Here is a 14,483-nt window from a genome sequence, read left to right on the forward strand (position 1 = left end):
AAGGAAAAATAAAGGAATCTTATTAATAAAGATCAAGCTTATATATCATGGCATCGTGATGAATATTCATCTATCATGTCGGTATACATTTTTACAAAAAAAGCCGCGTATAACTTATCCTCTTCTTTTCGCTTGTTTTTCCCGCCTTTGATTGTTTTCAACTTTTGTTTGACCTCTTTCCTGAAGTTTTTGTAATCCTCCTTATGGGCCTTTTGAAACGATTTATCATCAAATAAGACCTTTTGTTCTTCCAGATATTCCAAAAAAGCTGGACAATCAGAGCCTGCCATTTCAAAAGATTTCAAGAATTTATCTCCTATTTTTCCTAAATTGAAGAGGTTGATTCTATTGAAATCTATAGGAATATAGGCGTGTTCTTGATTTTCGTTTTTGATATATGCCAAAACATAAGCCATTTCACAACCCATTCCGCTTCCACAATTATAGACCTTAATCCCATATAGATTGATGTCTCCTTCCCGGATAAGGGGTATCATGACCTCTCTATTCAAGTCAACCACTTCCATATTAGAATTGATGGTCTTTACCTTTATTTTTTCATATTTAATGGTATCCTCATCCTTTAATAAGATGGATTGAATGTCCTCTAACATGATATCTTGTTTTTCCCCTTTTAATTCCTTTACGAAGGTGTAAAACTTCCTATCTAAGTTTGTTCTAGATTCAATAGAAAACTGATAGCCTGAGAACTCCACAGCATTTGGTTCATCAAAATCCTTGACAAAGCCTCTTAAGGTATTACCATCACTCAATTCTATTTCACAAGGGATGTATTCCTTTTTTGAAAAGTTAAAAACCAATTGGGAGTAGGTACTGGTCACAAAAAGGAGAAAAACGATTTGGAGCAAAAATTTGTTCATGATTTAGTTGGTTTAAGTTTTAAACAAAAAAAGCAACTTTATGGCAAAAAACAAGAGGTTCTTTTAAAATTGTGAAAGTCAACAATAAGTGACTTCAATCTAAACCATTCCACACTTCCTACAACCCTACTCAACCGTATAGCTTCTTTTATCTACTTCTGTGACTCTAAAATATCCAAAGGCATAATTAGCCGGTTGGGTTTCATTGATGCAATTCCCTTTTACCTGAGCAGCCAAAGAACTAAAAGGATCACCCTGCGAACTGCTTTGCTCGATTAAAATACGGATGTAATTGTAATATGCTTCAGAAATACCATAAAGGTCTACGGCAACCACATCTCCCGCTTGAAAGGGACGTTCACCATTGTCCTCATCATCTTGCTTTTCATAAAAATCATGAATCTCATTTCCGTTGACAAACTCATCAGACAAATCGTATAAAGAGGCATAAGTCTCATAATCGGCCTGATATCGGAATAAATAGTAGTTTTCCTCATCAGCAGGATCAGTAAAATAGACGTTAACCTCCAATAGTTCGTCGTCAAATCCGCCTTCCACACTTTGAGTAATATTACTTATTTCCGCCACCGGAGTCATTACTTCTGTGGCCGTGTAGGTTTCTCCTTGATACACCACGGTAAGTTCATAGGTGTTACCAATAACGGGAACAAAACTGGATGTTGTATAGGAGCCATCATTCATATCATCAAACATAAAAGTCTCTCCAGAATCAAGGTTTTCAACAACTACAGAAGCTCCTGTAACATCCGAGTTACTGGTAGTATCAAAATAGGGTGTTGAAAGTCTTAATTCGATGCTTTGCTCATTACCTGCGGTACCTTTTTCCCAATCCAAAGAGGCTTCAATGACCAATCGGGTTGCCGCTGTTGGTACATCCACATCAATGACGTCTTCACAGGATACTAACGTTATAAAACCGCTTAATAAAATATATAGAATCTTTTTCATCATACTAAAATTTAAAATTATAGGAAACCGATGGAATAGCTCCGAAAATGGAAATTCGGGTCGCTTCATTCATACCAGTTTGTCGGTTCTGACTAAAACTAATCGATGCGGCATTCCTCCTGTTATAGACATTGTAAATTCCAAAAACCCATTCCGATTTCCATTTTCTACCAGCATTCTTCCTTGGAGTCAGCGTAGCCGAGAGATCCAAACGGTGGTAAGCAGGCAATCGGTCTTGATTTCGATTGGAATAGCTTGCAATAGATAAACCTTCGTACTCATATTGTCCGTTAGGATACGTAACTGGTCGTCCTGTTTGGAAAATAAAATTGGAACTAAAAGTCCATTTATCATTCAGTTTGTACATACCAGTAACCGAAATATCATGAGTTCGGTCATAAGGCGTGTTGTACCAATCCCCATTGTTTATTCCAGGACCGCCAGCGTTTCCGCCTAAAGTACGTTGCTCAGATTTGGATAAAGTATAGGACAACCAACCGGTAAGGTTGCCTTTATTCTTTCTGAACAAGACTTCCAACCCATAGGCACGAGCCTCTCCATTTAATATTTCTGTTTCTATATTGTTGTTTCCTATTAAATCAGAACCGTCGATATAGTCAATACGGTTGTCTATTTGTTTGTAATAGGTTTCCAGTTCCAGACTAAAGGCATTATCCATCAATTTCTTATAATAACCCAAGGCATACTGATGTGATATTTGCGGCTCAACATAAGGGCCACTGGGCGTCCAGACATCTAAAGGCGTTACCGAAGAGGTATTGGACAAGAGATGTAAATATTGGGTCGATTTGGTGTAACTTGCTTTTAATGCTGTTTGGTCATTCATTTGGTATGACAACCCGATTCTAGGCTCCAAATTCCCAAAACTTTTGATGCTTTCCCCTTTTTTGTAATAAGTTTCGCTGGCTACCTCTCCTCTTTCATAAATACCTATTTGGCTGTTATAAACTACCGGAGCATCGTTTACATACTGTGATATGGGTTGGCCACCTAATCTGGAAAAGTAACTATACCTAAAACCATAGTTTAAATTCAGTTTTTCAGAAAGTTCATGCTCTGCTCCTACATAAAAAGCACCCTCAAAGGCTCTTTTATCATCCAATTTTAAATAGTTGATGGATGATGTTTCGGAGGTTGGACTCACCTCCCCTGGATTCAACTTATAACTGATACCGCTAACTCCAAAATCCAACTTCAATCGGTTATTGACATAATAACCAAAATCGTATTTTAAATTATAGTTTTGGATATCTGCCAACCAATCCAACTCAATAAAATCTAAGATAATGCGATAATCATATTTGCTGTAAATAAGGGACAAGTTGGAAAACAATTTGTCGTTAAAAACATGGTTCCATCTTAAATTGCCAGAGATATTTCCATAGTTGTTTTCGATTAAATCAGAAAGGGTAAACCCATCACGACCGAAATATCCTGACAGATACAAGCGATTGTTTTGATTGAGCTCATAATTGGTCTTTAGGTTTAAATCATAAAAGGATATTTTATCGTCCTGAACATCTTCAATCAAGGGCATAAAGAGATGAGCGTAAGAAGCGCGACCAGCTACCAAAAAAGACCCTCTTTGGTTGAACAAGGGTGATTCGGCAGACAATCTACTGGAAATCAATCCTATACCTCCATTTAAATCAAACTCCTTACTATTTCCGTCCTTCTGCCTGACATCCAAAACAGAAGAAATTCTCCCGCCGTATTTCGCTGGAATATCTCCCTTGTAAAGTCTGATATCTTTGATCGCATCGGCATTGAATACTGATATAAAGCCGAACAAATGGGACGTATTATAGATAATGGCTTCATCAAGCAAAACCAAGTTTTGATCAGCTGCACCACCACGTACATGAAATCCAGCAGAACCTTCGCCATTATTCGTTACTCCCGGAAGCAATTGAATAGATTTAACTACATCTGCCTCACCCATGACAACTGGAATTTGTTTAATGGTCTTAGCATTAAGTTTGGAAACGCTCATTTGAGGATCTCTTAAACTGATACTCTCTGATTGCTCAGCTTTGATAATAACCTCGTCCAGAGCTGTGGAGGACTCTTCCAATTCTAAGTTAAAATTTAAATTTTTAGTTAGACTAACTTCCTGCTTAACAGCATTATAACCTATATAAGAGATAGTTAAGGTATAATTTCCCGCAGGAGCCTGAAGTGAAAAAAATCCATACTCGTTTGTCGTGGTCCCAAAGTTGGTCCCTTCTAAATAAACGGTGGCGCCCATAAGGGTTTCACCGTTACTTTGGTCCTTGATTGTGCCACTGATACTATAGGTTTCCTGAGCATGAATTAAGGACGCCATAAATAACAGGCAGATCAATAAAAAGTATTTCATTAAAATTATTTGATTTTTGATTGATTGTTTATGGTTTCAAAACTAACGCAAAGAAACTTGAAATATTTAATGAAAGCCAAGGAATAACAGTCTTTTGGAGTGAAATATGGTTAATTTGGAGTGAATGATTCCCTATCGTAAATTGGTTTCTAGAATTTCCTGTTTCATTTCCTCAGAAAAAGATTTTGAAAGAGGGACTTTTAATTCATCATTCCCCTTAAATAAAACAAACTCTTTATTGTTTGATCTTATCACGTGTTCCAGCTGTAGAATATTTACTGCAAACGACCGATGGCATTGTTTGATAGGAAGATGTTTTGTTTCAGCCAACAAGTTTTTTAAGCGGTTCCTAATAATATGCTTCCTAACAGTAGAATCTTTCCAAAAATAAATCATAACATACTGATTATTAGCCTCTAAGAAAATTAATTGTTTTAAAGGTATGGTAATTTCCAATTGGCCATTTTCATCTTTGAATTCAATCATTTTGGATTCATCTGTATTTTTAAACTTGCGTTGATAAGCTATCATTTTACTAGTCAAATCATTAACCTCAATTTTTAATTCTTTAATGACTATAAAAATAATGCTACCAATAAAGGGAAACAAAAGTATCACCAGTGCCCTGAAGTAGTTATTCAACTGAAACCAAACATCCATTTCTTGTTCAAAATCATTGCCCAAATCGGGTATAATAAAAGAAAGTCCGAAGGAAATTACCGTTAAAAGAAAGGCCTCGAAAAGAAACCAAAACAAATATTTTTTAATGGTTACATCATTGAAATTTAAAGCAGGCCGAAGCAAAAACTGTGATATAGATAACCCAAGAATGGCAGTAAATGCAATAGATAGAAAGAATAGGAATTTACTTAATGGTGTATTTATGGGGTTCTCCATTTCTTCATGTATCCCATAAGGTTGAAACAAAATGAGAAATAAATAGGCAAAAATAGCGGATGCCACGATATAAGCCCATTTCCTTGTAGGCGTATTAAAATAATGAAAAGGTTGGTTTAAAAATTGATAGATTTTCATACCTCATAAAGTCTAGAACTTACAAACTTTACAACATGTTATATTATTATAAAAAAAGCCAGTATTTAAACTGGCTTCTTGTATTACTTTTTATAGGAATCATTCAATTCCTTTAAAACGGCATCGGTTATATCTGTTTCAGCTTTACCAAACAACACACTACCTCCTTCATTCTTACCTAAGATAAATGTATAGCCATTTTTCTCTCCATAAGCTTCTACCTTTTTATCAATATTATTGATAAGTGAATCTATTTGAGTGGTATAATTTCTTTGGATGGCAGCCTGGTCCATTTGGATCTGTTGCTGGATTCTTTGCCATTTTTGACCAAAAATCTGATACTTCTCCTCTTGGGTAGATTGCGGTGCATTGCCATATTTAAGTTGCACATCCTCAGCTTCGGCTTGATAAACGACATTCAAACTGTCGTTCTTTTTTTGAAAAGCCTGCTTTTCTTTTTCAAATTGAGCTTCAAGATCCATTTTTTCTTGATACTCATTAATTAATTTACTGTTATCTACAAATCCGATTTTTTGGGATTGATTGCAAGAAGATAACAAAATGGCAGAAACAACTACCAAACCAATTTTTTTCATAAACGATTTTATTAGTAAAACACAAATGTATAAAAGTGGCAATAATTGTATAAAAATTAAAATCACTAGTTATATAATAATAATTTATGCAAGCAGCTGAAGCAATAAGAGATATCAATCAAAATTGAATCGCATAAAAGCCAAATAAGCCCGATTCTGCATTTTGACGCACCAATAGGCATCTGAACCCTAAAAACCCTCTCAGAGGCTCTTATTTTGAATAATTGGTCTTTTTTAGCACATAAATCAGCGAAGAATATTCCTTTGAGCTTCTAGCCTTCCAATTTGACTTAAATCCAGTCCAAAATGCCTTAATAGGATTTGATGATCCTGTGAGATATTTTTCCGAAAGCAAACTCACATAATAGGAATCAAATTTCATTGGATGAATTTCTGTTACCTGCATATGGTTTTCTTTCGCACATTGAGTTATACTAGTTTTAGAAAAGTGCCAAAGATGTCTAGGCACATCATAAGCGGCCCAAAACTGTTTGTAATGTTTTGCGTCAAAACTTTTAAAATTGGGAACCGCAATAATTAATGTCCCTTCCTCTTTCAACAACAAGTTAAATTGCTTCCATTGCAAATCTAGATTTGGCAAATGTTCTAAAACATGCCAAAGGGTAATGACATCAAAACCGGCTTCCTTTTCTTTAACTTTCTCTAAAGTTTCAAATAGTTCCTTCCCAATTTTATTTTGAGCAATGCTTCGAGCTTGTTGGTTTGGCTCTACACCATAAACATCCCACTGATCTTTTTTGGCAGAATTCAAAAAATCTCCCGTACCACATCCAATGTCTAAAAGCTTTTTTTCAGAATTGTGATGTTCATTTATTAATGCTACTTTTTTCTTTAAAGAATATTCACGAACCAAATGATATACCTTTTCAAAAAGATTGCGCTTCGAATCGGTATGTGAAATGTAATCTTCACTTTCATAATACCTCCCTAATTCTTCAATCTTTGGTTGTGGTTTGGTCACCAGCATATCATAATGAGCATCATATTCCAAAGTGAATTCTTCTTGGGAGACCGAATGGTCTTTAACTTTTAATGGCAATTGGGGAATGGATTTCATAAAATATTCAACATTTGAAGCATCTTAAAAGTGCTACAAAAGATATCCGGATTTAATAGAAGTTTGCAATAAAGTAAATTTTCTTCTTGGTGTTCCACGTGGAACGATTCATAAATTATCGACCCATATAAACCAATAAAACCGAAATATCTGCTGGCGAAACACCACTAATTCTTGAAGCCTGGGAGATCGTTACTGGTTGAATTTTGTTCAACTTTTCCCTTGCTTCAAAACTCATAGATTTCAATTGGGAATAGTCAAAATTCTTTGGGATTTTAATATTTTCGAGCCTTGTCAATTTATCAGCATTGTTCTTTTCCTTTTCGATATAACCAGAGTATTTCACTTGAATTTCGGTTTGCTCTATAACTTCTGAATCCAAATTATTCTCTTCGATGTACTCAGAAACATCACTAATTCGACGCATATCATCTATCGTGATATTAGGTCTAGCGAATATCTTAAACATTTTATCAGACTGTTTCATCGGAGCAGAATCCTTAGCTTCCAAAACGGGATTAATGTCTTCTGGCTTGACGCTAGTATCTTTAAAAAATTGAACAAATGCAGATGACATTTCCTTCTTCTCCTCCATTCTCCTGAGGCGCTTTTCACTGGCCAATCCAATCTCATAACCCTTAGGTGTTAATCTGAAATCAGCATTATCTTGTCTTAATAGAGTACGATATTCAGCCCTAGAAGTAAACATACGATAAGGTTCTTCTGTACCTTTTGTTATCAAATCATCTATCAAAACCCCAATATACGCCTCACTCCTACTTAACATAAAAGGATCCTTTTCCTGAACCTTTAAACTGGCATTAATACCTGCCATCAAACCTTGAGAAGCTGCCTCTTCATAACCCGTAGTTCCGTTAATTTGTCCGGCAAAATACAACCCAGAAACCAATTTGGTCTCTAAGGTATGTTGCAACTGTGTAGGTGGAAAATAATCATATTCTATTGCGTATCCAGGTCTAAAGAATTTGACATTCTCAAATCCTGGCACCGAACTCAATGCTTTAAATTGTACGTCCTCTGGCAGCGATGTTGAAAATCCATTCACATAAACCTCTACCGTATTCCAACCCTCTGGTTCCACAAAAAGTTGGTGTCGATCCTTGTCAGCAAAACGATTAATTTTATCTTCAATTGAAGGACAATATCTAGGACCTAAACTTTTAATGCGACCATTGAACATTGGAGATCTATCAAAACCTTCACGTAATAAATCGTGAACTTCTGGACTTGTATAAGTCATATGACAAGACCGCTGATGTGTTAGAGGTTTGGTGATATCTAGATATGAAAACTTTTCAGGATTGTCATCTCCTGGCTGGTCAATCATTTTAGAATAATCTAAAGATCTTCCATCAACTCTTGGTGGTGTTCCCGTTTTCATTCTTCCAGAATCAAAACCTAATTGTACCAATTGTTCGGTAATTCCAGTAGCAGCATTTTCCCCAGCTCTTCCTCCCCCAAAATTCTTTTCACCAATATGAATTAAACCATTCAAAAAGGTACCGTTAGTTAAAACAACTGTTTTGGATTTTATTTCAATACCCAAAGAAGTTTTTACTCCAACAACCCCATCACCTTCCAATAATATACCAGACACCATTTCTTGGTAAAAATCCAAATTAGGTGTTTGCTCCAAAAGCATTCTCCAATCCTCAGCAAAACGCATTCGATCACTTTGCACTCTTGGACTCCACATTGCTGGCCCTTTAGATTTGTTTAGCATCTTAAATTGAATAGCAGAAGTATCACTCACAATCCCACTGTATCCACCTAAGGCATCAATCTCCCGAACAATTTGACCTTTAGCAATACCACCCATAGCAGGGTTGCACGACATTTGTGCAATATTTTGAAGATTCATTGTAATTAGCAGGGTTTTACTACCCATATTAGCAGCAGCAGCAGCAGCTTCACTACCAGCATGACCAGCACCAACTACAATAACATCATATGTATCTCGAAATAAACTCATATTAGTGTTCCACGTGAAACAATCATGTTTCAATTTTGATTAAGCGTGCAAATATAAGGCGAATTATGAGAACTGTGCAAGCTTCTCTAAACAGTCATTCTCCTTTTGTCTCATCAAGGCTTTATCACTTTCAGTTTTGTCTTTATATCCACAGTAATGTAAAATACCGTGAATCATAACCCGGGAAAGTTCTTGATCAAAACTTACGTCAAAATCAGAGGCATTATCAGCTACTCTTTCAACTGAGATAAAAATATCTCCATGTAATATTTTTCCGACTTTATAATCAAAGCTAATGATGTCCGTCAAGGTATCATGATCCAGAAATTCCACGTTTATTTTATGAAGATAATCGTCATCACAAAAAATGTAATTGATATCACCCATAACTAAACCCTCACTTTCGATAACACTTTGAATCCATTGAGAGTTCTGTTGTTCATTATCAATTTTAAAATCTGTTTCGTAATTGTAATTAATCATTAGTTTGCTTAAAATATTCTTTTACTTTTTTATTATACACAGGCTGTAATGGTAATGCCTGTCTGTTCAAAATTTCATCAGTATTGAAATACTCCTTAGCTGTAGGGATTTTATCCTGACTGGTATTTTGATACTGCTTATCATTGGTTTCAGACTCGCGCTTATTTTCCTTTCCTTGTTTGAAGGTAGCATTCTCCATCTTCAACAATTGATGTTCAAAACGCTTCATTTGCTCTACTGTTTGTTCTGTAAGTCCTTTATTTAGCAAATCCATTTCAACGTTTTCCATTTGTTTCAGTAAACTATTGCCGTTAGGATTAATCCCAGCTTCTTTTAAACGATTCTCAAGTTCTTGTCTAATCTGACTTTGTTGCTGATATATTTGAAACAATAATTCGTTTTGCGATTCAGAATCCATTCCATTATTGCTTTGTTTTTGGTCTCCGTTTTGACCATCACCATTCTCTCCACCACTTTGACCATCTTGACCCTCACCCTTTTCGCCTTGACCCTTTTGCTCACCTGCCTCCTTACCCTTCTGTCCTTGTACTTTTTGAAGACCTTCTTGTGCTTGTTTATTCAATTCTTCCTGACTCATGATAATATCTGGCAAACCCTCTTCTGGCTTTTGACCTTGTTGGCCCTTACCACTACCCTGCCCCTGACCTTGGGCATTCATTTGCATTTGCATGTTGTTAAGAAGATTACTTAAAAAATCAGCCAAATTGTTAGCAGAAGTAATGGTATACTGTTGGTTACTCACCCCTTGATAAATACGGTTATCAGAAAAATGATCCATGGATTTATCAATATTAAAAAAGACATCATAAATTTGCTGATTGACAAATTCAGAGATTTTAGGTTGTCTTAAAGACAGAGCAAACAAACTATCATCAATGTGAGAAAAATGTTCTTTTAAAGCGTACTGCCTTTTCAAATAATCAGCATACTTATTGTGGTTTGGTTGGATATCCTTAAACAGATCCATCAAATTTTCTTGATCGAAAGAAAACAGTATCAGATTGTCCAAAATCTTTCGTAGCATTTCAATATCCTCTTGCATTTGTTCACCACCGCCGCCCATCATCATCATAGACTGTTGCATTTGCTGGCTCATCTGTTTCATTTTTTGACCAGCCTGCTTTTGTTTTTTTGAAGCGTTTTGGTTATTCTGTTGGGATTCCTGTTTCTTTCCTTGGTTTGAATTTTCTTCTTGCTTTTCCAATTCATCTGAAGCCTCTTCTTGATCCTTCTTAATATCATCTTCCATCTTTTCGTTATTAGGCAACTTCATTGGCTCAATAAGTTTTTCGTTTTCCTTTTCCAAGGCATCCATTTCCTTTTGAAAATCTTCGAACTTTTTATTCAGACTATCTTGATCCGATTTTTTATTTTCCTCTTCGTCCTTATTGCTTTGTTCCAATTGTTCATCTGCCAATTCATTCAACTCCCCTTGAAGCTTTTCCATTTTCTTATTGATGTAATAGCGTTTGGTCAATTCCAACAATTGCTCTAAGCTTCGTTTTTGATTTTTGTTTTGTTTGGCTAATTGCTCTAATTTTTCAGATAACTCTTCTTTATTAATTTTGTCTTGCAATTTTTGAAGCTCCTCTAGCAATTTTTCGTCTTCCTTTAATTGCTTTTCATTATCCTTTAACCGTTCCTTTAAATCCTCCTTAAAATCATCTGATTCTTGATCTTGTTTAAATTTCTCCAAATTATCCGTGAGCTTCTCATTATAATTCTGCATCATTTCCTCCTGTTGCTTTTGACGCTTCAAGAAATTCTCCAATTGTCTTTTTTCATTAAAATTGAGTTCCGACTTCTCCTTTTGCGTTCGTGACAACTCTTCTAATTCCTTTTGACGTTCATCAAACTTTTCCAAAGATTTATCAAGATCTTGAATGGTTTCATTCTGTTGATTGAGCTGTTCAGCCTCTTCTTCTAATTTTGTTGATTTTCTATAGGTATAAACCTTGCTTTTAGTTCCTTTAAAATGATTAATAGCATCATTATCAAATACTTGAAAATAAAGTTCGTAATTCACGCCCTCCTCCAATTCTAGTTGATTAGGAAACACACTAATAAAATCTGTAATGTTGGTTGACTCTATTGGAATGGCAACCACCTGTTTATCAAACTCATTGCTAACTGGATAATAAACTAATTGCAACTTACTAAGTCCATAATCATCACTGGCTTGACCTTTAAAATATAATGTTTTTTGGTCCGTAGAATCTAAAGCCATTTGCAGCTTCAATTCTGGGAATTCATCCTTTATCACATTGATATTAAAGGATAAATGCTCATAGTCTTTCAAGGAAGCATTACTCGTACTGATATCATACGGAAATTTGTCAAACACCTGCTTTGTTCCTTCAAAATAGCCAGATCCAGTTCGTTCTAAACTTAAAGTATCGGTTCCATAAATAGAAACCGCATCGGTTGTTTTTGTTTTTAACTTCCATGTAATTTGGGTCCCTTGAGGCACATTGGCATTACCAGTACTTTTTAAAATCTCATCGGTTCTTTTGGTATAGGACGGATAATCCAAAACCATTTCAAAATCCAAAATACTAGGAACACTTGTAACCGTGAGTTCATAAGGTTTGGAAGTAACAGCTCCCGATGTAAAATGAAACTGAACATCCTTCTTGGGTTGTTTAAAGACAAATTCAAAATCCCCAAGTCCGTTGTGGTTTAAAAAATAGGATTCCCCATTAAAATTAATTTTGGCATTCTCGGGGAACACGTCACCTGCCGTCTTTACCTGAAGTTTAAAATCCTTATTTTCTATAGCTTGCAAATCTTCATTGACCACAAAAAATTGAAACGGTGCTGGTGGCTCATAAGCCGTTTTAAAGTTAACCACCCTCGTATAGCTATCACTAAACCAATTAATTTTTCCAGTAATAACAGATATTAAAATGATAGCGATAGGAATAGCTGCATACTTTAAATACTTGGCGTTTTTATTAAAATTGATTGCCAACTTAAATGGTACCGGCGATAATTCGGTTGATTTTTGTTCGATGCTCGCTAACAACAATTCAGATTGCTGAGCGTCACTTCTCAATTGTAGAACATTAAGCAATTTATCATTGACCTCAGGAAAATGATTTCCAATGATTGTAGCCGCATCTTTATAATCAATACCCTTTTGAAGCTTAAAAAGGCGCATCAAGGGAATGACAATGAACTTCACAAAAAGGGCAAGTTCCACCAATATAAACACCCAGAACAAGACGGTCCTAGCTGTGGTATTTAGCCATAATACATATTCAATAAAAAGAGTGAACAAGAAATAAAGCAAGCCAATGGAAAAAAACAAAATAGCACCCTTAAGCAATTCATTGGTATAATAACGCCTTATAAACTGCTCTAATTTGTTCTGAATGGTAGTAAAATGGCTCAATTTCCTTACTTTCTGTATTAACTTACTAATCTACAATTTTATTTTTCAAACCCTTGATAATAATGTGTTAATTGTATCTTTGCACAAAATTACAAAAGATGAGTAAAAACGTTCGCGTTAGATTCGCTCCTAGTCCTACAGGACCTTTACATATTGGAGGTGTACGTACTGCCCTATTCAATTATTTATTTGCCAAGAAACACGGTGGTACTTTTGTACTTCGTATCGAAGACACAGACCAAAACCGCTATGTTGAAGGAGCTGAAAACTACATTGTAGAATCTTTAAAATGGTGTGGAATTCCATTTGAAGAAGGACCGGGTACCAATGAAAAATTTGGACCCTACCGTCAAAGTGAACGTAAACATCTTTACAAAGCCTATGCAGACCAGTTGATTGCTGAAGGAAAAGCTTATTATGCTTTTGATACAGCAGAAGAGTTGGATGCTCATAGAAAAGACCATGAAGAAAAAGGGAAAACCTTTATTTACAATTGGCACAACCGACTTAAACTTCAAAATTCATTATCTCTTTCTGCTGAAGAAGTTCAAGAAAAACTAAATGAAGAAGAAGATTATGTGATTCGTTTTAAATCGCCCCAAGATGAAACGCTTCACTTAAAGGATATCATTAGAGGTGATATAAAAATTGACACCAACACACTTGATGACAAGGTTCTGTTTAAAGCAGATGGCATGCCTACTTACCACTTGGCCAACATTGTGGATGACCACCTTATGGAAATCACCCATGTGATACGTGGTGAAGAATGGTTACCATCATTAGCTTTACACGTGATGCTTTATGACGCTTTTGGTTGGGAAGCACCAGAATTTGCTCATTTACCATTGATTTTGAAACCTACTGGAAAAGGTAAGTTAAGCAAACGTGACGGAGATAAATTAGGGTTTCCTGTATTCCCTTTAGCTTGGAAAGATGAGCAAACAGGAGATATTTCAAGAGGTTACAGGGAAGATGGTTATTTCCCTGAAGCTGTAGTTAATTTTTTGGCGTTTTTAGGTTGGAACCCAGGAACCGAACAGGAAATTTTCAGTTTAGATGAACTTATTGAAGCATTTGATCTTGAAAAAGTTCATAAAGCAGGTGCGCGCTTTGACCCAGATAAAACCAAATGGTTCAATCATCATTACATGCAAGAACAACACAATGATGACTTGGCCGAACAATTTAAAATCGTCTATCCTGAGGAGCTGAACGACATAGATATCAATTATATTTCTATGGTTATTGGCCTGATCAAAGAACGAGCAACTTTTGTTTATGATTTTTGGAATCTTGGACATTTCTTTTTTCAAACTCCAGTAGAATTGGATGAGAAATCAGTAAAAAAAGCTTGGAAAGAGGATACACCAGAATTGATGAAAGAACTCATTATAGTAGTTGATTCCATTCAAGATTATTCACAAGAAGTGATTCAAAATACAATTAAAGGATGGATCACGTCCAAAGAAATTGGATTTGGAAAGGTGATGATGCCTTTAAGACTTTCGCTGGTAGGATCGTTGCAAGGTCCCGATGTTTTTGATATCATGTATATGATAGGAAAAAATGAAAGCATCAGAAGAATTGACAATTTACTAAATACCCTATAAAAGAAAAAGCGGACCTTCTAAGTCCGCTTTTTTATTTTCT

10 protein-coding genes are annotated in these 14,483 nt (G+C 35.6%); 1 reads left to right on the plus strand and 9 read right to left on the minus strand.

Features of this window, described 5'->3' with window-relative positions; translation table 11 throughout:
- Nucleotides 1-38: 38 nt before the first annotated feature.
- The 9 genes from ZA07_RS05815 to ZA07_RS05855 all read right to left on the minus strand — a co-directional run bounded on the left by ZA07_RS05815 (nucleotide 39) and on the right by ZA07_RS05855 (nucleotide 12,830).
- Nucleotides 39-881 (minus strand): hypothetical protein, encoded by an 843-nt coding sequence (locus ZA07_RS05815; RefSeq protein WP_157492074.1) that lies wholly within the window; start codon nucleotides 879-881, stop codon nucleotides 39-41.
- 126 nt (nucleotides 882-1,007) lie between these two features.
- The gene (locus tag ZA07_RS05820) at nucleotides 1,008-1,853 is read right to left on the minus strand and encodes a DUF4249 domain-containing protein (RefSeq protein ID WP_053970782.1); all 846 of its coding nucleotides are present in this window, start codon (nucleotides 1,851-1,853) and stop codon (nucleotides 1,008-1,010) included.
- Nucleotide 1,854: 1 nt separating this feature from the next.
- Nucleotides 1,855-4,230 (minus strand): TonB-dependent receptor, encoded by a 2,376-nt coding sequence (locus ZA07_RS05825; RefSeq protein ID WP_053970783.1) that lies wholly within the window; start codon nucleotides 4,228-4,230, stop codon nucleotides 1,855-1,857.
- A 132-nt stretch (nucleotides 4,231-4,362) separates the two neighbouring features.
- The gene (locus ZA07_RS05830) at nucleotides 4,363-5,265 is read right to left on the minus strand and encodes a LytTR family DNA-binding domain-containing protein (RefSeq protein WP_053970784.1); all 903 of its coding nucleotides are present in this window, start codon (nucleotides 5,263-5,265) and stop codon (nucleotides 4,363-4,365) included.
- A gap of 83 nt (nucleotides 5,266-5,348) precedes the next feature.
- A complete protein-coding gene (locus tag ZA07_RS05835; RefSeq protein ID WP_053970785.1) occupies nucleotides 5,349-5,861 on the minus strand; it encodes an OmpH family outer membrane protein in 513 nt (170 codons plus the stop codon).
- Between the two features lie 211 nt (nucleotides 5,862-6,072).
- On the minus strand, nucleotides 6,073-6,939 hold the full coding sequence (locus ZA07_RS05840; RefSeq protein WP_053970786.1) for a class I SAM-dependent methyltransferase: 867 nt from the start codon (nucleotides 6,937-6,939) through the stop codon (nucleotides 6,073-6,075).
- A 115-nt stretch (nucleotides 6,940-7,054) separates the two neighbouring features.
- The gene (gene mnmG / locus ZA07_RS05845; RefSeq protein ID WP_053970787.1) at nucleotides 7,055-8,932 is read right to left on the minus strand and encodes a tRNA uridine-5-carboxymethylaminomethyl(34) synthesis enzyme MnmG; all 1,878 of its coding nucleotides are present in this window, start codon (nucleotides 8,930-8,932) and stop codon (nucleotides 7,055-7,057) included.
- A 63-nt stretch (nucleotides 8,933-8,995) separates the two neighbouring features.
- The gene (ybeY, locus tag ZA07_RS05850; protein WP_053970788.1) at nucleotides 8,996-9,415 is read right to left on the minus strand and encodes an rRNA maturation RNase YbeY; all 420 of its coding nucleotides are present in this window, start codon (nucleotides 9,413-9,415) and stop codon (nucleotides 8,996-8,998) included.
- Nucleotides 9,408-12,830: a DUF4175 family protein gene (locus ZA07_RS05855; RefSeq protein WP_053970789.1), complete on the minus strand. Its 3,423-nt coding sequence runs from the start codon at nucleotides 12,828-12,830 to the stop codon at nucleotides 9,408-9,410. Before ZA07_RS05855 ends, ybeY begins: the two co-directional genes overlap by 8 nt.
- 98 nt (nucleotides 12,831-12,928) lie before the next feature.
- Here ZA07_RS05855 and gltX point away from each other — a divergent pair, with 98 nt between their 5' ends.
- A complete protein-coding gene (gltX, locus tag ZA07_RS05860; RefSeq protein WP_053970790.1) occupies nucleotides 12,929-14,443 on the plus strand; it encodes a glutamate--tRNA ligase in 1,515 nt (504 codons plus the stop codon).
- Nucleotides 14,444-14,483 lie beyond the last annotated feature (40 nt).

This window comes from Mangrovimonas sp. ST2L15 (genome assembly GCF_001280515.1).
Lineage (GTDB): Bacteria > Bacteroidota > Bacteroidia > Flavobacteriales > Flavobacteriaceae > Mangrovimonas > Mangrovimonas futianensis.